18 protein-coding genes are annotated in these 17,978 nt (G+C 72.4%); 11 read left to right on the top strand and 7 right to left on the bottom strand.

Translation table 11 applies throughout. The annotated features are described in order from the left end of the window. The first annotated feature begins 38 nt into the window (after positions 1 to 38). Entirely contained in the window at positions 39 to 1,022 is a 984-nt protein-coding gene (locus ACGFU6_RS11095; RefSeq protein WP_393609812.1) for an AEC family transporter, read from the top strand. A 46-nt stretch (positions 1,023 to 1,068) separates the two neighbouring features. Here ACGFU6_RS11095 and ACGFU6_RS11090 read toward each other — a convergent pair whose 3' ends face one another. After that, the gene (locus ACGFU6_RS11090; protein ID WP_393609810.1) at positions 1,069 to 3,207 is read right to left on the bottom strand and encodes a bifunctional glycosyltransferase 87/phosphatase PAP2 family protein; all 2,139 of its coding nucleotides are present in this window, start codon (positions 3,205 to 3,207) and stop codon (positions 1,069 to 1,071) included. Between the two features lie 263 nt (positions 3,208 to 3,470). Between ACGFU6_RS11090 and ACGFU6_RS11085 the strand changes: the two genes are divergently transcribed. Continuing rightward, entirely contained in the window at positions 3,471 to 4,562 is a 1,092-nt protein-coding gene (locus ACGFU6_RS11085) for a DUF2330 domain-containing protein (protein WP_393610294.1), read from the top strand. 19 nt (positions 4,563 to 4,581) lie between these two features. Here the strand turns inward: ACGFU6_RS11085 and ACGFU6_RS11080 are convergent, their stop codons facing one another. Continuing rightward, complete coding sequence (locus ACGFU6_RS11080) at positions 4,582 to 5,685, bottom strand: serpin family protein (RefSeq protein WP_393609808.1); 1,104 nt, start codon at positions 5,683 to 5,685, stop codon at positions 4,582 to 4,584. Positions 5,686 to 5,745: 60 nt separating this feature from the next. On the opposite strand from ACGFU6_RS11080, the gene ACGFU6_RS11075 reads away from it, so the two are divergent. After that, positions 5,746 to 6,234, top strand: coding sequence for a GNAT family N-acetyltransferase (locus tag ACGFU6_RS11075; protein ID WP_393609806.1), 489 nt, complete (start codon positions 5,746 to 5,748; stop codon positions 6,232 to 6,234). 13 nt (positions 6,235 to 6,247) lie between these two features. Here ACGFU6_RS11075 and ACGFU6_RS11070 read toward each other — a convergent pair whose 3' ends face one another. Next, entirely contained in the window at positions 6,248 to 8,290 is a 2,043-nt protein-coding gene (locus ACGFU6_RS11070) for a DHA2 family efflux MFS transporter permease subunit (protein WP_393609805.1), read from the bottom strand. Between the two features lie 135 nt (positions 8,291 to 8,425). On the opposite strand from ACGFU6_RS11070, the gene ACGFU6_RS11065 reads away from it, so the two are divergent. Both ACGFU6_RS11065 and ACGFU6_RS11060 read left to right on the top strand, forming a co-directional pair. Continuing rightward, positions 8,426 to 9,580 (top strand): peptidoglycan-binding protein, encoded by a 1,155-nt coding sequence (locus tag ACGFU6_RS11065; protein ID WP_393609804.1) that lies wholly within the window; start codon positions 8,426 to 8,428, stop codon positions 9,578 to 9,580. Between the two features lie 192 nt (positions 9,581 to 9,772). Beyond that, the gene (locus tag ACGFU6_RS11060) at positions 9,773 to 10,435 is read left to right on the top strand and encodes an HAD-IA family hydrolase (RefSeq protein ID WP_393609802.1); all 663 of its coding nucleotides are present in this window, start codon (positions 9,773 to 9,775) and stop codon (positions 10,433 to 10,435) included. Positions 10,436 to 10,453: 18 nt separating this feature from the next. On the opposite strand, the gene ACGFU6_RS11055 is transcribed toward ACGFU6_RS11060, so the two are convergent. After that, positions 10,454 to 11,215: an ABC transporter permease gene (locus ACGFU6_RS11055; RefSeq protein WP_393609801.1), complete on the bottom strand. Its 762-nt coding sequence runs from the start codon at positions 11,213 to 11,215 to the stop codon at positions 10,454 to 10,456. 242 nt (positions 11,216 to 11,457) lie between these two features. On the opposite strand from ACGFU6_RS11055, the gene ACGFU6_RS11050 reads away from it, so the two are divergent. The 4 genes from ACGFU6_RS11050 (at position 11,458) to ACGFU6_RS11035 (ending at position 15,570) form a co-directional block, all read left to right on the top strand. Further along, the gene (locus ACGFU6_RS11050) at positions 11,458 to 12,102 is read left to right on the top strand and encodes an HNH endonuclease family protein (RefSeq protein WP_393609800.1); all 645 of its coding nucleotides are present in this window, start codon (positions 11,458 to 11,460) and stop codon (positions 12,100 to 12,102) included. 180 nt (positions 12,103 to 12,282) lie between these two features. Then, positions 12,283 to 14,034: an alkaline phosphatase D family protein gene (locus ACGFU6_RS11045; protein ID WP_393609798.1), complete on the top strand. Its 1,752-nt coding sequence runs from the start codon at positions 12,283 to 12,285 to the stop codon at positions 14,032 to 14,034. A gap of 82 nt (positions 14,035 to 14,116) precedes the next feature. Next, positions 14,117 to 14,575: a DoxX family protein gene (locus ACGFU6_RS11040; protein WP_393609796.1), complete on the top strand. Its 459-nt coding sequence runs from the start codon at positions 14,117 to 14,119 to the stop codon at positions 14,573 to 14,575. A 308-nt stretch (positions 14,576 to 14,883) separates the two neighbouring features. Continuing rightward, on the top strand, positions 14,884 to 15,570 hold the full coding sequence (locus ACGFU6_RS11035) for a DedA family protein (protein WP_393609795.1): 687 nt from the start codon (positions 14,884 to 14,886) through the stop codon (positions 15,568 to 15,570). Here ACGFU6_RS11035 and ACGFU6_RS11030 read toward each other — a convergent pair. From ACGFU6_RS11030 to ACGFU6_RS11020, 3 genes are all read right to left on the bottom strand, one after another. Beyond that, positions 15,557 to 15,781, bottom strand: a complete 225-nt coding sequence (locus ACGFU6_RS11030; RefSeq protein WP_393609794.1) for a DUF2277 domain-containing protein — start codon at positions 15,779 to 15,781, stop codon at positions 15,557 to 15,559. The two genes, ACGFU6_RS11035 and ACGFU6_RS11030, sit on opposite strands and share 14 nt — an antisense overlap. Before the next feature lie 80 nt (positions 15,782 to 15,861). Further along, a complete protein-coding gene (locus tag ACGFU6_RS11025; protein WP_393609792.1) occupies positions 15,862 to 16,308 on the bottom strand; it encodes a TIGR03618 family F420-dependent PPOX class oxidoreductase in 447 nt (148 codons plus the stop codon). Between the two features lie 32 nt (positions 16,309 to 16,340). Next, entirely contained in the window at positions 16,341 to 16,784 is a 444-nt protein-coding gene (locus ACGFU6_RS11020) for a hypothetical protein (RefSeq protein ID WP_393609791.1), read from the bottom strand. A gap of 172 nt (positions 16,785 to 16,956) precedes the next feature. Between ACGFU6_RS11020 and ACGFU6_RS11015 the strand changes: the two genes are divergently transcribed. Both ACGFU6_RS11015 and ACGFU6_RS11010 read left to right on the top strand, forming a co-directional pair. Continuing rightward, positions 16,957 to 17,481 carry a GNAT family N-acetyltransferase gene (locus tag ACGFU6_RS11015; protein WP_393609789.1) on the top strand — a complete coding sequence of 175 codons (525 nt, stop codon included), beginning with the start codon at positions 16,957 to 16,959 and terminating at the stop codon, positions 17,479 to 17,481. Continuing rightward, positions 17,478 to 17,978 carry a GNAT family N-acetyltransferase gene (locus ACGFU6_RS11010; RefSeq protein WP_393609788.1) on the top strand — a complete coding sequence of 167 codons (501 nt, stop codon included), beginning with the start codon at positions 17,478 to 17,480 and terminating at the stop codon, positions 17,976 to 17,978. Before ACGFU6_RS11015 ends, ACGFU6_RS11010 begins: the two co-directional genes overlap by 4 nt.

Genomic DNA, 17,978 nt, shown 5'->3' with positions numbered 1-17,978 from the left:
GCACGGGTGCCGGACGGGCGTGACGGGATCATGGTGGTATGCATGCCCTGCTCTCCGCCTTCGCGCCCATCTGGCTGCTGACCGCCGCCGGTTACGCGGTCGGCAGCAGCGGTCTGCTCGGGGTGCACGCCGAAGCGGTACTCGGCCGGTTCGTCTTCCATGTGGCCATGCCGGCCGCTCTGTTCGGCATGGTGTCGGGGTCCCGGCCCGCCGACTTCGCCCATCTGTCGGTGGTGGCGTTCGGGGCGGCCACGGCGCTGGTGTCCGCTCTGGGGTACGTGGTGGCCCGGCGGTTCTTCGGCCGGGGGCGGGCCGACGCGGCGGTCGGCAGCATGGCCTCCGGCTACGTCAACTCCGCCAACCTCGGCATCCCGGTGGCGGTACGGGTGCTCGGTGACGCCTCGTTCGTCGCGCAGGTCATCCTGTTCCAGGTACTGCTGGTCTCACCGGTGATCCTGACCCTGCTGGACTCGGGGACCCGGGCGGCCGGCGGACCGGGCGGCGGGCGTCCGGGCGGCGGTCTGCGGCGGATGCTCACCATGCCGGTCCGCAATCCGGTCATCATGGCGTCGCTGCTCGGGGTCGCCGTCTCCGCCGCCGGGCTGCGGCTGCCGGCCGCCCTCACCCACTCCTGCGACCTGCTGGGCGCCGCGGCCGTGCCGACGGCGCTGGTCACGCTGGGCCTGTCGCTGCACGGCGGCCCCCGCAGCGGGGGCGAAGGGGTGCCGGAGGCAGGCGGGCGGGGCGCGGGCAGGGCCGAGGTCGGGGTCGCGGTCGCGCTGAAGACGCTCGCGCAGCCCCTGGTCGCCTTCCTCGTCGCCGGTCCGCTCCTGGGGCTGTCGGACCACCAGGTGCTGGCCGTGGTGCTCTGCTCGGCGCTCCCGACGGCTCAGAACGCCTTCATCTACGCCCGTGAGTACGGCCTGGACACCGCGCTCGCCCGCAATGCCGTGGTGGCCTCCACGGTCGTGTCGATGCTCACGCTGTCCTTCGCCGCCTGGGCCCTGGGGCCGGGCGGCTGAACCGTTCGAGTGGCGGGCGGGGCCGGGTGGACGCGGCCGCCGGTGGCTACGGCTTGCCGGCCACCGCCCCGCCGTCCACCTTCGGCTCCGGAAGCGGCTCCGGTTCCGGGCGCTGTTCCGGCTCAGGGGCTGGTTCCGCCTTCCCGGCCCGCCCTGCCTTCCCGGCGTTCGCGGCCTTCGCCGCCGGTTCCTGGAGCCGGCGCGGTCCGGACAGCACGTGGGTCAGCCCGAAGCCGAGCGCGACCACCGCGGCGCCGCCCACCGCGTCGAGCACCCAGTGGTTGCCCGTCGCGATGATCGCGGAGACCGTGAACAGCGGGTGCAGCACACCGAGGAGCTTCATCCAGACCTTCGGGGCGAGCATCACGATCACCACACCGCACCACAGCGACCAGCCGAAGTGCAGCGAGGGCATCGCGGCGTACTGGTTGGTCACCCCGGTCAGCGTGCCGTAGTCGGGCTTCGCGAAGTCCTGGACGCCGTGGACGGTGTCGATGAAACCGAGCCCCGGCATCAGCCTCGGCGGGGCCAGCGGGTAGAGCCAGAACCCGACCAGGGCCAGCACCGTGGCGAACCCGATGGAGCTGCGGACCCAGCGGTAGTCCGCGGGGCGGCGCACGTACAGCACGGCGAGGATCGACAGCGGCACGATGAAGTGGAACGTCGAGTAGTAGTAGTCGAAGAAGTCCCGCAGCCAGCCGGCCTTGACGACCGCGTGGTTGGCCCAGTGCTCGATGTCGATGTGCAGCCACTGCTCGGCCGCGTGGATCTGCCGGCCGTGGTGCTCGGCGGTGGCGCGGCCGGCCGTCGCGGCCAGCCTGACGTGCTGGTAGGCCGAGTAGACGACCCTGATCAGCAGGAGTTCCAGCAGCAGGTTGGGCCGGCTGAGCACCCGCCGCCAGAACGGCAGCAGCGGCACCCTGCTCCAGCGGGCCGGGACCGGGGCCGCGTAGTCGGTCGGGACGGGCTGCTGCCAGTACGGCGAGGTGCGCGGCAGGAACGGGGCGGCGCACGCGGCACCGAGCGCGGCGATCAGCAGCACGTTGTCGCGTACCGGGAACATCGCCTCGATGTTCGGCAGCAGCATCTTGCCGGGCAGTGTGATCACGAGGACCACGACGGCCGGCCACACCATCCGGTCCGAGGCACGCGTGCCGACCCGGCCGACCACCGCGAGCAGCACCCACAGCAGCTGGTGCTGCCAGGCGGTCGGCGACACGGCGACGGCGACGCAGCCGGTGACGGCCACGGCGAGCAGCAGCTGGCCGTCGTGTGCGTACCGGGCGGCGCGGCGCAGACCGACGAAGCAGACGGCGGCCGCCAGCACGAGGAAGAGCGCGATCTCCAGCGGGCCCTCAAGGCCGAACCGGAGCAGCGCGCCGTGCAGGGACTGGTTGGCGAGGCTGTCGGCCTGGTCGCCGAGGCCGGCCCCGGCGACGTGGTGCACCCAGTACGTCCAGGAGTCGTGCGGCATCGCCGCCCAGGCCAGTGCCGTGCAGGCGGCGAACGCGGCGCCACCGGTCACGGCGGCCCGGCGTCTGTCGGTCAGCCAGAGCAGCGCGGCGAACAGCAGCACGGTCGGCTGGAGCGCGGCGGCGATGCCGATCAGGACGCCCGAGGCACGCTCCCCGCGGACCACGAAGCAGCCGACGAGCACCAGGAGGACCGGCAGGATGCTGGTCTGGCCCAGGTAGAGGGCGTTGCGGACCGGCAGCGAGAGCATCAGCAGGGTGATCGCGACGGGCGCGGCGTACAGCGCCGTGCGCCGGTTGACCGGGCCCGGCAGGGCGCGCGCCACGATGACTCCGAGGGCGGCGACGAGGAGCAGCGAGCCGAAGGTCCAGGCGACCCCGAGGCTCTGTTCGGCGCTCCTGGTGAGCGGCTTGAGCACCAGCCCGGCGAAGGGGGTTCCGGTGAACCGGTCGGTGTCGTACAGCGAGCCCGTCACATGAAGCACACCGTTCTCACCGGTCCAGGTCTCCAGATCGGTGAGCCGTTCGCCAGGCGGCTGCCGCAGCACCACCGCCATCTGCCGTACGGCCAACGCGGCCACAACCAGCCAGAGAACCACCCGGGCCGCCCCGGTCCTCGTCTCTGTCGTCGCATCTCCGCGCACACTGTGCTCCGCATTCGCCACGCTGCGCCGACCCTCCCGCCGTCTTGTGCCGGCCCTCGATTCGGGCATGCTGTGAAACCTTCGCATTGCGCTATGAGGTAGACACAATCAACCCCCTCTTCGCCTGACTGTCATCCGGCTTTTGTCCGAAAGAATGCTCGGCGGTCCGGCCGGGCCGGTGCCGGGTGGCCGGAACCGGCCCGGCCGCCCCCACGTCTGAGCCCGTATCCAGTGCCTACGGGGGAGGAACCGGCATGCGGTGGGCGGGGACGGATCAAGGGGTGCGGGCCGGGTCGCGTGCGTGGGCGGTCCGCGCGCTGTCACTGGTCATGATGCTGGTGTCGCTGCAGATCGGCTCGCTGATAGCCCCGGCGTACGCCTGCGGCTGCGGAGCGATGGTGGTGGACCGGAACAGCCAGGTCTCGGTCGAGCGGGAGACCTCCGTGGTCAGCTGGTCGGGTGGCGCCGAGCAGATCGTGATGCAGCTCACCGTGCGCGGGAACGCGCCGGACGCGGCGTGGATCATGCCCGTGCCGCACCGCGCCACGGTCGAGCTGGGTGACGCCTCCCTCTTCTCCGAGCTCGAAACCCTCACCGCGCCGGTCCGCGAGACCCGGCACTACTTCTGGCCACACGCCGACGACTGGCCGTTCGGCGCTTCGGGCAACTCCTCCGGGGACTCCGCCGCCCCCTCGGCCACCGCACCCGTCGGGGTGGTGGGCCGGGAGCGGCTCGGCCCGTTCGACGTGGCCCGGCTGACCGCGACGGATCCCGCGGCCCTGGAGGGCTGGCTGACGGACAACGGCTTCGAGCTCCCGGACCGGCTGTCGACGGCGCTGCGGCCCTACGTCGAGCAGAAGTGGGAGTACGTGGCGATCCGCCTCGCCCCGCAGCAGAAGGGCGGCCGGCTGCTCGGCCGGCTCGACCCGCTGCGGCTGCGTTTCGCCAGCGACGAGCCGGTCTACCCGATGCGGCTGTCCCGGCTCGCCACGACGCCGCAGTCGCTGGGGCTCTACGTACTGGCGGCGCACCGGATGGAGCCCCGTGGCCGGATCGGCGGGCCTGCGCCGCACGTGACGTACGCGGGACGGGTCGACGCCGGGCGGGACGGCGGCGATCACCCGGTGCTGGACAGGCTGACGGGCGGGAAGCCGGTGTTCCTCACGGCGATCAGCCAGTCCTTCCCCCGGCCCGAGCTGATCGACGGCGACCACCACCTGCGGGCGACGGCCGCCGACACCCCGTACCGGACGACGTACTACCGCGACGAGATGCTGACCGCGGGGCCCGTACCGGCCTGGGTACTGACGCTGCTCGGTGCCGTGGCGGCGGCGGTCGCGGCGGCGGTGCTGGTGGCGCGGGCCAGGCGGCGACGCCCTGTGACACCGCCGCCGCCCGTCCTCGCGCCGCCACCGCTGCGGTGAGCGCGGGACGCCGCCGGGCTCAGTCCTCCTCGGCCGGGATGTCCGCCTGCCAGCCCGTGAACAGCGGGACCTCGCCACTGCCGTCCAGGACCACGATCCCGAACGGGCGGTCGAAGGCGATGTGCAGGTAGCGCCGCTGCACGGGCGGCGCGCCCCCCGGTGCGGCGATGACGGTCACCGCCGCGGCCTCCACACCTTCCTCCGCGACCTTCACCACGGCCTCCTGCACCACCTGGGAGATCATGAGCGGCTCGGGCGAGATCCACCCGAAGTCCGCGAGGGGAGTCGTGGCGACCCGGATCCCGAGCGCCGCCAGCTGCCCGGTCACCTGAACGTTCGTGCGCAGGGTGAATCGCGGGACCTCGATACGCAGGACGTCCGTGTCCAGCGGAGTGCGCAGCTCCTGCGGTGCCCATCCCGCAGGCAGTACGTCCGCCGCTCCCGCGCCCGGCGCCCCCAGCACCAGCCGGACCCGGGCCGGGGCGCCGCCGGTGCGCTCGGTGCGGCAGCGCAGCTCGACGACCTGGGTGCCGCGCACCGTCCAGCCGTCCCACGGCGCACGTGCGGCGCACATGGTCGGCACCGCGCGCCGCACCCCGGCCGCGTCGGTGAACGGCAGGTCGCAGGTTTCCTCGGGATCGAACGGCTGGTCCCACCGCGCCTTCAGCGCCAGTACGTTGGCGAGCACCAGCAGCATCTCGTCGCTGATGTCCAGCGGCAGCCGCTCGATCAGTCCGCCGGTGGCCTCCCGCACCCAGGCGTCGACCCCGGTGGTGTCCATCGGCCCGAAGCCGATGTCGGCCAGCGCCTCCCGGTACTCGCGGTAGACCGGCACCCGGGTCCACACCCGGGTCGCCACCCCCAGCGCGTCGGTGGCCGCCAGCTCGCGCACCCGGGCCGTCACCGCGTCGGCGGCCTGCCGCTCCGCCACCCCCAGCACCGCTCGCAGCTCCTCGGCGGTCTCCCCGCGAGCCCCCGCCGCGACCACGGCCAGGGCCAGCCAGAGCCCGGCCGGCGAGCAGACGAAGCTCCCGCCGCCCGGCCCGGCCAGCTCCCGTATCCACCGCTCACCGAGCCGCTGGACCGCCCCGGCCCCCGTCGTCGATCCCGTCTCCTGTGCCACCGATGCCCCCTGCACCAAATTCGCTTTTCCGCACGGTTGTGCGGAAGACAGAATGAACCAATGACGTGGACCGTGACGCCCGAACGCTTCGACTCCCCCGATGCCGCACTGCTGCGCCGGGACTACTACGACGAGGTCGCCAGCCGTTACTGGGAGCGGCCGGCGACCCCCGAGGAGATCGACGAGGGCCTCACCGACGACGGCGCCGAGCTGCTGGTCCCGCCGACCGGTGAGTTCGTCGTGGGGCGCTTCGGCGGGCGGGCGGCGGCCTGTGCCGGGCTGGTCGTGAAGGGCGACGGGATCGCGGAGCTGACCCGGGTGTTCGTACGGCCGCAGGCGCGCGGCACGGGCGGTGGCGGGCTGCTGCTCGCGGCGGTCGAGAGCCGGGCGCGGGCCCTCGGCATCCGGCAGGTCCGGCTCGACACCCGTAACGACCTGGTCGAGGCGCGCGGGCTGTACGCGAAACACGGCTATCTGGAGGTCCCGGCGTTCCACCACCGCCAGTACGCCGAGCACTGGTTCGCCAAGGAGCTCGGCGCCACCGTGTGACGGGCGCCGGCGCTCAGGCCTGGTGGTCGCGCCTCGGCTCGGGGCTGTGCGGCCGCTCCTTGCTCGATCCGCTCGTCTCGGCGGTCAGCTCCGACACCAGGGCGACCAGGTCGGTGGGCCGGTCGGGGCCCCACCAGTCGCCCAGCAGCTCCGCAAGGGACTCCTCCCGGGCGTGCGAGAGCTTCACGACGGCCTCCGCGCCGGGCTCGGTGAGCACCAGCTGCACGCCCACCCGGCGGGCCAGCCCGCGTTCCTCCAGTTGCCGGCCCGCCTCGCTGACCACCCGCAGCGGCACCGGAGCGATCTCGGCGAGCCGGGCGGGCTCCACGGTGCCGTGCCGTTTGATGCGCAGCAGCATCCAGCTCGCGGCGGGCAGCAGGTCGAGCCCGGCCTTCTCGGTGATCTTCACGTAGACCTCCCGGCGCCCCTCCCTGGTGGCCAGCACCGAGAGGGCGCGGGCACATTCGTCGTACGAGGACCGCTCGACCGGGTTGGACGCCAGGGTCTCGCTGGGGTCGGGGGCGGTCACCGAGCCCCGCAGCTTGTCCTCCTTGAGCAGCCAGGCGAAGACGAAGGCGATCAGGACGACGGGGGCCGCGTACAGGAACACGTCGGTGATCGACGTCGAGTACGCGTGGACCACCGGTCCCCGGAGCGTGGGGGGCAGCTGGCCGATGGCCCGCGGGTCGGCGGACAGGCTGTCCGCGTTGACCCCCGGCGGCAGGGTGCGGCCGGAGAGTGCCGCTTCGAGCTTGTCGGTGAGGCGGTTGGTGAAGATGGTGCCGAAGATGGCGACGCCGAACGAGGCGCCGATGGACCGGAAGAAGGTCGCCCCCGAGGTGGCGACGCCGAGGTCCCGGTAGCTCACGGCGTTCTGCACGATCAGGACCAGGACCTGCATCACCAGTCCGAGTCCCGCGCCGAAGACGAAGAAGTAGAGGCTCATCTCCAGGGTGCTGCTGTTCTCCGTGAGCCGGTGCAGGAGCAGCAGGCCGATCGCGGTGATGCCGGTGCCGAGGATCGGGAAGATCTTCCAGCGGCCGGTACGGCTGACGATCTGGCCGGACCCGGTCGAGGTGAGGAGCAGGCCGAACACCATCGGGAGCATGTGGACGCCGGACATCGTCGGCGTGATGGAGTGCACCACCTGGAGGAAGGTCGGCAGGTAGGTCATCGCGCCGAACATCGCGAAGCCGATGACGAAGCTGATCACGGCGACGAGGCTGAAGGTCCTGATCCGGAACAGCTTCAGCGGCAGTACGGGTTCGGCCGCGCGCCGCTCCACGTACACGAAGACGATCAGCAGCAGCACGGCGAGCACGGCGAGGCCGATGATCTGCGCCGAGCCCCAGGGCCAGGTGGTGCCGCCGAGCGAGGCGACCAGGACCAGGCAGGTGGCGACCGAGGCGATGAGGAAGGTGCCGAGGTAGTCGATGGTGTGCTTCGTCCGGCGGACCGGGATGTGCAGCACGGCGGCGATCACGGCGAGGGCGATGACCCCGATGGGCAGGTTGATGTAGAAGACCCAGCGCCAGCTGAGCTGCTCGGTGAAGAAGCCGCCGAGGAGCGGGCCGAGCACACTCGTCGCGCCGAACACGGCGCCGAAGAGACCCTGGTACTTGCCTCGTTCGCGCGGCGGGACGATATCGCCGACGATCGCCATCGACAGCACGATCAGACCACCACCGCCGAGCCCCTGGAGGGCGCGGAAACCGATCAGCTGCGGCATGTTCTGGGCGATGCCGCAGAGCGCGGAGCCGATCAGGAAGATGACGATGGCGATCTGGAAGAGCCGTTTGCGCCCGTACTGGTCACCGAGCTTGCCCCAGAGCGGGGTCGCGGCCGTGGATGCCAGCAGATAGGCCGTGACCACCCACGACAGGTGCTCCAGGCCGCCGAGGTCGCTGACGATGGTCGGCAGTGCGGTGGAGACGATGGTCTGGTCGAGTGCGGCGAGCAGCATGCCGAGAAGCAGGGCGCCGATCGCCACCAGGACCGACCGCGTGGAGCGGTTTTCGCCCGGGGCCGGGGCCGGGGGGCTCAACTGCTGGGCCATGAGACATCTCCTCGGATCCACTGGACACCCATCCTGTCCGGTTTGCTCCGTTATGGCCTGCCGAGGGGCCGCACGATTGGGCTTCCCGGCGGCGCGCTGCATAATCGCAGGCAGCTCAAGGGGAGGGGACCCACAATGACCGGACATATATGCCCGGAGTGCGGTACGGACGGCAGACCCGGCGCCGGACCGGGCTGCGGCTGCGCGGAACGCGCGGCCCGGGGCGGTGCCGGGCAGCGGCGGGACGACGGACAGCGGCACGTCACCGAGGAGCAGCGGGTGGCCGAGCGGCACCGCGTCGTCCAGGAGCACCACGCCGGGCGGTCCGCCGAGTTCGCGGCGGCGGAGGACTTCGACCCGCTGCGCATCCGGCCGTACGTGACGCTGGGCGGCGAGGAGCCGGCGGGGGCCGGGACCGGCGGCGAGGAGCCGGCGGCCGGCCGGGACGGCTCGACGGGATACCCGGCGGACGGCCATGCGGGGGACGCGGCCACCACGATGCCCCTGTTCCTGGACCCGGCGGGACCGGCGGCCGGCGGACCGGGCGCTCCGGGCGGCTCGGGCGGTGCGGCCGGCGCCGGCGGCACGGATGGCGACCCCGGCGCCCCGGTCCTGATGGCGGAGCCGGACCCGGTGCGCCCGCGCCGCCGCAGGCCCTTCGCCGCGCTGGCCGTGGGGGCGGCCGTCGTCGCGGTGGTCGGCACGGCGGCATTCGTCGGCGGGCTGTTCAACGGGGACAACAACGGGGACGCCGATCTGGACCCGGTCCTGCCCTCCACGGTGACCACCCTCCCCGAGGAGAGCGCCCCGCCGTCGGCCTCCACGACGGCCTCCGCCTCCGCACCGCCCTCCCGGTCCGCCCCGGCGTCACCGTCCGCCTCCTCCGGCGCGTCCGCGTCCGCCTCGGCATCGGCGTCCGCGTCACCGTCGGCGAGCACCTCGGCGTCCTCCCCGGCATCCACCGCCCCCTCGGCCCCGGCCGCCGAGTCCTCACCGGCGTCCACCGCGGACGCCGAGGACCCGGAGTCGGCGGCCCCGCCCGCGCTGGCGGAGGAGGGCGGCACGCTGCGGCACGGCGACCACGGCCCGGAGGTGGCCGAGCTGCAGCGCCGCCTCCAGGAGATCGGGCTCTTCATGAGCACCGCCGACGCCGACTACACGGACCGCGTCGAGGACGCCGTGCACCGCTACCAGCGGTACATGTACATCCAGGGCGACGACGACGGGGTCTACGGGCCGAACACCCGGCGGGCGCTGGAGGCGATCACGACGGGCCGGGGACGCTACTGACGCGGCTCCCGCACAGCTCCGCCGCGGCCGCACCGCTGCCCCGCCAGGGATTCGCTTTCCCCGGCAGGTTTTTGTATCGTGATGAAACAAAGTGGCCCCCAAACGCACTCCCTGACCGGCGGGCGGGGGCCGCTTGTTCTCTTTCCCGGGGCCTCACGCGCCCCGCACCGTCACCCCGCCTGGAGCCCGCCCATGCCGGCCACCGTTCTGTCCGCCCGCGCCCTCCTGCTCGACATGGACGGGACCCTGGTGAATTCCGACGCCGTCGTGGAGCGCTGCTGGCGGCGCTGGGCGCTGCGGAACGGGCTGGACCCGGAGGCCGCGCTCAAGGTGGTCCACGGCCGGCAGGGGTACGCCACCATGGCGGTGCTCCTCCCGGACCGCCCGGTGGAGCAGAACTACGCGGACAACCGGGTGATGCTCGCCGAGGAGACCGCCGACACCGAGGGCGTCGTCCCGGTCGGCGGCGCGGGCACCTTCATGGACGCGATCGCCGCGCTCCCGCACGCCTTGGTCACCTCGGCCGACCTGGCACTGGCGCGGGCGCGGATGACCGCGGCCGGGCTGCGGATGCCCGAGCTGAAGGTGACCGCCGAGAGCGTGGGCGCCAGCAAGCCGGACCCGGAGGGCTTCCTCAAGGGCGCCGCCGGGCTGGGCTTCGACCCGGCGGACTGCGTCGTCTTCGAGGACTCCGAAGCGGGCATCGCGGCCGGCCGGGCGGCGGGCATGCGCGTCGTGGGCGTCGGCCCGCGCGCGGCGGCGCTCTCCCCGGACGCGCACGTCGAGGACCTGACGCAGATCCGGGTGGAGGCGGCGGCCGACGGATCGGTCCTGCTGCACATCAGCGCCCGGTAGCCGAGCCCCCCCGCCACATCAGCGCCCGGTAGCCGAGGCCCCCGCCCCGTCGCGGTGCAGGCGTCCGCGCGCCACCAGTTCCAGCACGGTCGCGACGGCCGCCGCCTGTACCGCCATCAGTGCCACCAGCACGAACAGCTGTACGGCGCCCGCCTGTACCGGTGAGGCGCCGCCCAGCAGCATGCCGACGAACGCCCCGGGCAGCGTGACCAGCCCCACCGTCCGGGTCTGGTCGAGCCCCGGCAGCAGCGCGTCCGACGCGGCGGGTCCGGCGATCTCCAGCCGCGCGTCGCGGTCGGGGAAACCGAGCGCCATCGCCGCCTCCACCTCCCCGTGCCGGGTGGCCAGTTCGTCGAGCGCGCGCCGCCCGCCGAGGACCGTCGCGGTCAGCGCGCCCCCGATCAGGATGCCGGTCACCGGGATCAGCGCGATACCCCGCACCGGAACCAGGCCGGTGAGCAGCAGCGCCGCGACCACCGGCACGACCCCCGCCCCGATCGGCACGGCCGCCCACCGCCAGGTGCGGTTGCCGGTGACGCGGTGCCCCGCGGTCCACACCGCGACGCCGAACATCAACGCGATGAACGCGAACGTCGGCGCGAAGGCGTGCACCACCCAGCCGATGAGCGAGGAGACCGCGGCCAGCTGTACCGCCGCCCGCAGCCCGGCCAGGACGATCTGACGCGACCGGCCGAGCGAGGCGAAGGCGGCGATGCCCGCGGCGGCCGCGAGCAGCAGGGCGAGCACGACCCCCAGCGTGATGTTGACCGGTAGCAGCACGCGGCCACCTTAGGCACGGCCAGGACCCGGCGCGGACCTGCCGTCTCATCAGTTCCGTACGCCCGCGCACTCACTTGCGCACGCCCCCGCACCCCGACCCTCTTCGTCAGAACCCTTGATGTGACGTGCCCATGTCGCCACTCTGTTACCTGGCGCCCACCCCACGGAAACCTGGCGCCGCCACGATGGCCGGGCCGTTTCGGACGACCCGCCCAAGGTCCCCCCACATCAAGGGAGTTCGCATGTCAGGTGTCTACGCGCGTCGCATAGCCGTCCTCGCCGCATCCGCCGCCCTCGCCGCAACCACTGGGCTGCTCACGGCTCCCAGCGCCCAGGCCGCCATGCCCACCCCGGTCGCCGCCTCCACCGCCCGCACCTATCTGAGCGAGCTGACCGTGCAGGCGGAAGGTTCCTCCAGCGGATACAGCAGGGACAAGTTCCCGCACTGGATCACCCAGTCGGGCGCCTGCGACACCCGCGAGGTGGTGCTGAAGCGGGACGGCACGAACGTCTCGCAGAACTCCAGCTGCAGCGCGGTCAGCGGCAGTTGGTACTCGGAGTACGACGGCGCCACCTGGACCGCCGCATCCGACCTGGACATCGACCACATGGTCCCGCTGGCCGAGGCCTGGCGCTCCGGCGCCTCCGGCTGGACCAACGCCCAACGCCAGTCGTACGCCAACGACCTGACCCGCCCCCAGCTCATCGCGGTCACCGACAACGTCAACCAGTCCAAGGGCGACAGGGACCCGGCCAAGTGGCTCCCGTCGCGCACCGCCTACCAGTGCACCTACGCCCGCGCCTGGGTGCACGTGAAGCACTACTACGACCTGACCGTCGACCCGGCCGAGAAGACCGCACTGCAGTCCGTGCTCAACGGCTGCTGAACAATCGCTGAACAGCGGCCGGCCCGCTGACCCCGGGCCCCGGTCCACCGACTCCGGCTCCGGCTCCGGCTCCGGCCCCCGGAACCACCCCGCACTCCCCCGTCGTTCCGTACGGTACGAACCCGCCGCACGAACAACGCGTACGGAACCGTCCGTACGGAACGACGCGAGGAGCACTACATGACAGCCGGGCTGCGCCTGGGACCGCTACTGCGGTACGTCGACTGGGAGACCGCCTCCACCGCGACCGTCTGGGTCGAGGCGGACCGGCCGTGCACGGCCGTGGTCCGGTGCGTGGACGGGGGCTCGGGCTCGTCCCGGACCTTCGCGGTCGCCGGGCACCACTACGCCCTGGTGGTGGTGACCGGGCTGACCCCCGGCTCCACCACGGCGTACGAGGTACTGCTCGACGACCGCCGGGTGTGGCCGCCCGAGAACCACCGCTTCCCGGCGAGCACGATCACCACACCACCCATATCCACCGGCGACGAGGGCGGTGACGGCGACGGCCCCGCGCCGGTCCGGATCGCGTTCGGCTCCTGCCGCTGGGCGGCTCCCCCCGCCGGCGGACACACCTCGGTCCGGTCCGACCCCGTCGGGCCGGACGCGCTGGACACCCTCGCCGCCCGGCTCGCCGCCGACCCCGACGCCGTACGCCCCGATGTCCTGCTGCTTCTGGGCGATCAGGTGTACGCGGACGAGACCTCGCGGGAGACCCGGCAGCGGCTCGCCGCACGGCGCGATCTGGACGAGCCGCCGGGGGCGGAGGTCGCCGACTACGACGAGTACACCTGTCTGTACGACGAGTCGTGGCGCGACCCCGAGGTCCGCTGGCTGCTCTCGACGGTCCCCAGCTGCATGATCTTCGACGATCACGACGTCATCGACGACTGGAACACCAGCTCCGCCTGGCTCACCGAGATCCGCGCCAAGCCCTGGTGGAACGAGCGGATCGTCAGCGGACTGATGTCGTACTGGGTCTATCAGCACCTGGGCAACCTCTCCCCGGCCGAACTGGCGGCGGACCCGCTCTACGCGGCGGTGCACGCCACCCCGGACGGCACCGAAGCGGTGCGCCGGTTCGCGGCCGGGGCCGACGCGGACCCCACCTCCACCCGCTGGAGTTACCGACGCATTTTCGGCCGAGTACGGCTGCTCATGGTCGACAGCCGGGCGGCCCGGGTGCTCGACGAACCGCAGCGGGCGATGATCCACCCCGAGGAGATGCGGTGGCTGCGCGAGGAGATGCTCTCCGGGCCCGGTTCCTTCGACCATGTACTGATCGGCACATCGCTCCCGTGGCTGCTGCCTCCATTGGTACACGAAGCGGAGCAGTGGAGTTCGGCACTGTGCCGGGGCGAGCGGGGCGGGCCCGACGGCCGCTGGGCGCGGGTCGGCGAGTACCTGCGGCAGCGCGCCGACCTGGAGCATTGGGCCGCCTTTCCCGATTCGTTCGAGAAGTTGACGGAGCTCATTCGGGAGGTGGGCAGCGGCCCGGACGCCCCGGCGACGATATGCGTGCTCTCGGGCGATGTGCACCATGCGTACATCGCGGACGCCGCCTGGCCCGCCGGGACCTCCGGCGGCGGGCCGGAGGCCCGCGTCCTGCAACTGACCTGCTCCCCCGTGCACAACTCGATCCCGGGCCCGCTCAAGGCGACCTTCCGTTTCGGCTGGAGCCGGGCGGGGCGTGCGTTCGGACGGCTGCTGGCCCGGCACGGGCGCACTGGTACAGCTCCGGTCCAGTGGCACAAGACGGATGGGCCATGGTTCGGCAATCAGCTGATGACACTTACGTTGCATGGCCGGAAAGCTGCGCTGTCATTGGTTCAGGCCAAGTCGAAGAGGACAGGGGCCCAGCTCCAGAAGGTATTCGATCGCTCGCTGACCAATGGCGGTCCATCGACTTTCAGCCAGTCAACTAAACGTTGAACTTGCAAGTACTGATGAGGTCTACCTAACCTATGGCGCTCAGTCGGTTCACGTCCCCACTAGACCGAAGGAGCCTCCCCCCATGTACTCACGCCTGAATCAGGCCCAGCCCTACGCTCTCGCGCTCTTCCGAATCGTCGTAGGCCTGCTCTTCGCCTGCCACGGTGCCGCCTCGATCTTCGGCGTCCTGGGCGGCGCCATGGGCGGCGGATCGATACCCGCCGGCACCTGGCCCGGCTGGTACGCCGCGGTCATCCAGCTCGTCGGCGGCGGCCTGGTGGCGCTGGGCCTCGGCACCCGCATCGCCGCCCTGATCTCGTCCGGCTCCATGGCGTACGCGTACTTCAGCGTCCACCAGTCCGGGGCGCTCTTCCCGCTCCAGAACGGCGGCGAGCCCTCGGCCGTCTACAGCTGGGTGTTCCTGCTGCTCGTCTTCACGGGGCCCGGCGCGCTGGCCCTGGACCGGCTGTTCACGCCCCGCACCGCCGCCCGGCCCGCCGAGGAGCGCGCACCCGAGCCGGCCGCCCCGGTCGCCGTCTGACCCCTGCGCCGGACGGGCCCAGAGCCGCCGGGCCGCCTCGGGTACGCCGGGAATGCCGCTTCCGGGCGTACCCGAGGCGACGGCGCGCCGCCGTGTACGGATCCACCCCTGCCGGGCCGCAGCCGACCTGCGCGTCGAGGCACACGCAAGTGGCACACAAGGCTCATGTGACACACCGGTGGGGTGCCCAACATCACGCATATATATGGATCTCCAGGTGAACGGCAGGCGTACGCTGTACAGCTGGCCCTGCCGCTCCTGCCGCTCCCCTGCGACGTCGCGGCGTTGTCACGAATCGGGGAGTAGAAGTGCTAGAGAGTGTGGGCGCGCTGACCGGCAGCCCATGGATCTACGTTGTGGTCGCCCTCTCGGTGCTTCTTGACGTCTTCCTCCCCGTACTGCCGAGCGGTGTCCTGGTGATCACCGCCGCCACGGCCGCCGCCGCGGGCACCACCACGGTGGCCGCCGACGCAGCGGGCGCCGCCCGTCACGTCACCGAGGTCCCCTCGCTCCTGGCCCTGATCCTCTGCGCGGCCAGCGCCTCCGTACTGGGCGACCTCGCCGCGTACCGGCTGGCCTGGCGCGGTGGCGCACGCCTGGACGCGGCCATCGCCCGCTCCCGCCGCCTCACCTCCGCGCAGGAGCGCCTCGGCGCCGCGCTGAGCCGGGGCGGCGGCGTCCTCGTCGTCATCGCACGCTTCGCCCCGGCCGGGCGTTCGGTCGTCTCGCTGGGGGCGGGCGCCGCGCACCGCAAGGCGAAGGAATTCCTGCCGTGGTCCGCGGTGGCGGGAGTGGCCTGGGCCGGGTACAGCGTGGGGCTCGGCTACTTCGGCGCCCAGTGGCTCGGAGCGAGCTGGCTGGGCACCGCGATCTCGGTCCTCGCGCTGTTCGTCGCCGGAGCGTTCGCCGCGCTGCTGATGCGACGCCCGGCCGCGGCGGCCGCCGCGGCCGCTGCCACCGCCGCCGGCCCTGCCTCGGTCCCTACGGCGTCCTGACACCTCCCCGCACTTCCAGACCGTCCAGCAGTCTGGCGGTCGACGCGGCGATCTCGTCGACGGCACGGTCGAACACTTCCCTGTTGTGCGCGGCCGGGGCGCGGAAGCCGGACACCTTGCGTACGAACTGCAGGGCGGCGGCGCGGACGTCCTCCTCGGTGGCTTCCTCGGGGAGGGCCGGCGGGCGAAGGGTCTTGATACTGCGGCACATACATCAAGTGTGGACCGCACCACTGACAACGTCCCGCGCTCACGCCCGGCGGGGCGGAGCCGGCGTCCGGGCGGGCCGGGTCAGGGAGCGGGAACGGGGCCACCGGGACGGAACCGCTCCACCCCGACGATGTGCCGCACCTTGAGCGGCCGCACGATCACCGCGATCCGGCGCTCCCCCGGCATGGTCCACTCGAACCGCTCGGAGCCCAGGTACTTACGGGCGAGCCGGTCCATCCGGTCGTGCGCCTCGTCGCCCTCCACGAAGCGGACCACCTCACCGCTGATCTGCACCCGGTCGAAGGGGTCGGCGTGGTCCGCGTGCGAGAGGTAGACCCGGGGGTCGCGGCGCAGGTTCTCCTCCTTCACCCGGCCCGCCGAGGTGTTGAACGCCAGCTCACCCTCCCCCTCCAGGTCCACCCACATCGGGCTGACCTGCGGCGCTCCATCGGCGAACACGGTTCCGACGTACCAGATGTTGGCGGCTCGCAGCCGGGCGCGGACGGCTTCTTCCAAGATCACTGTCATCCGTGGAGGCTACCAACCGCGCCCGGCGACCGTCAGACGACCGGCTTCGAGCGGTCCGTGCACAGGGCCCAGATCACGAAGGTGTCGATGGCGAGCGAGACCACGGCCCAGATCGGCTGGTAGGGCAGCCACATGAAGTTGGCGATCATGTTGAGCGCCGCGAGCCCCACACCGATCCCGCGCGCCCAGCCGAAGCCCCGGAGGATCCCCCAGCCGACCAGGACGAGGAGGATGCCGAGGGCCAGGTGGATCCAGCCCCAGGTGGTCACATTGAACTTGAAGACGTAGTTGCTGACCCGTGCGTAGACGTCGTCGGTCGCGATTCCGGCGATGCCCTTGATCGCCTCCAGCACACCGTCGACCATGAGCAGGACCCCGGCGAACATGGTCCCGCCGGCCGCCCAGGGGTTGTTGCCGCCCCCCGCGTCGGAGGCATGCGAACGGGACGTACCCGGATTGGGCGCTGACTCTGCCATGGGAACTCCTTGGCCGGTGGAACTGCACGTCAGACCGACCCTGGTCGGCGCGTGCGGGGGCGGCCAGCCGGGCGCAGCCGAACGAGTGAAGCCGGGGTGCGGCCCCGGCCGGGAAATCCGCTTGGCAGGGACGCCGGCCGGAAGGAATCCTTGCCTGCCGGAGGTGGTGACGTTGACCGACGTCGTACTGCGGCTCGCGGCCCGCGACCTGGTTCCCGGCGATCTGGAGTCCTGCGGGTGGTCGGGCTCCCCGCTCCACGTGGAGAACATCGCGCGGCAGCTGGCACGGGCCCGGCGCGGCGAGGTGGACTACCTGGCGGTGTGCCCGCCGTCGGGCATCCCCGTGGCGATCGGCGGCGTCGACTACGACGCCCTGGAGGGGGCGGGCACGCTGTGGCAACTGGCGGTGCATCCCGCGCTCCGATCCTGCGGCATCGGCACGTTCCTGATCCGGGCCGCCGAACAGCGGATCACCTCGCGCGGCCTGCGGCGGGCCGAACTCGGTGTGGAGGAGGACAACCCGCGTGCCCGCGCGCTGTACGAGCGCCTGGGGTACGTGGCGTACGACCGGCAGCCCGACTCCTGGGACGAGTTGGCCCCGGACGGCTCGGTCCGCCGGTACGAGACCATGTGCACGCTGATGGCCCGGGAGCTCGGCGGGATCCCTGCGGCAGAGGCCCCAGGCTCGCCGACATGATCGAGACGGAGCGACTCACCCTGCGCCCCCTGGCGGCCTCGGACACGGAAGCCTTCGTGGAGCTCCACGCCGATCCGGAGGTCAACCGGTTCGTCGGCGCCTACTCGCCCCAGCAGGCGCTGGAACGGCTCACCGGGATCGAGCGGCAGTGGGTGGAGCGGGGTCATGGCCTGTGCGCGGTGGAGCTCCGTTCCACCGGCGAGTTCATCGGCCGGAGCGGTCTGCAGTACTGGCAGCAGTTCGACGAGGTCGAGGTGGGCTGGACCTTCCGGGCGGAGCACTGGGGGCACGGATACGCGACCGAGGCGGCGCGGGCGTGCCTGGACTGGGGCTTCGCCACGCTGGACGCCGACTACTTCATCGCGCTCATCCGGCCGGGCAACGTCCCGTCGGTGAAAGTGGCCGAGCGCCTCGGGTTCGCGCCGCGCAGGCAGGAGGAGCTGAACGGAAACCCCGTCACGGTCTACGCGCTGGACCGCCCCGCCGGCGCCCGGTGA

It is taken from the genome of Streptomyces sp. NPDC048462, from assembly GCF_043200175.1.
Lineage (GTDB): Bacteria > Actinomycetota > Actinomycetes > Streptomycetales > Streptomycetaceae > Streptomyces.
The sequence above is the reverse complement of the archived record's forward strand: the minus strand, read 5'-3'. Positions and strand labels throughout refer to the sequence as shown.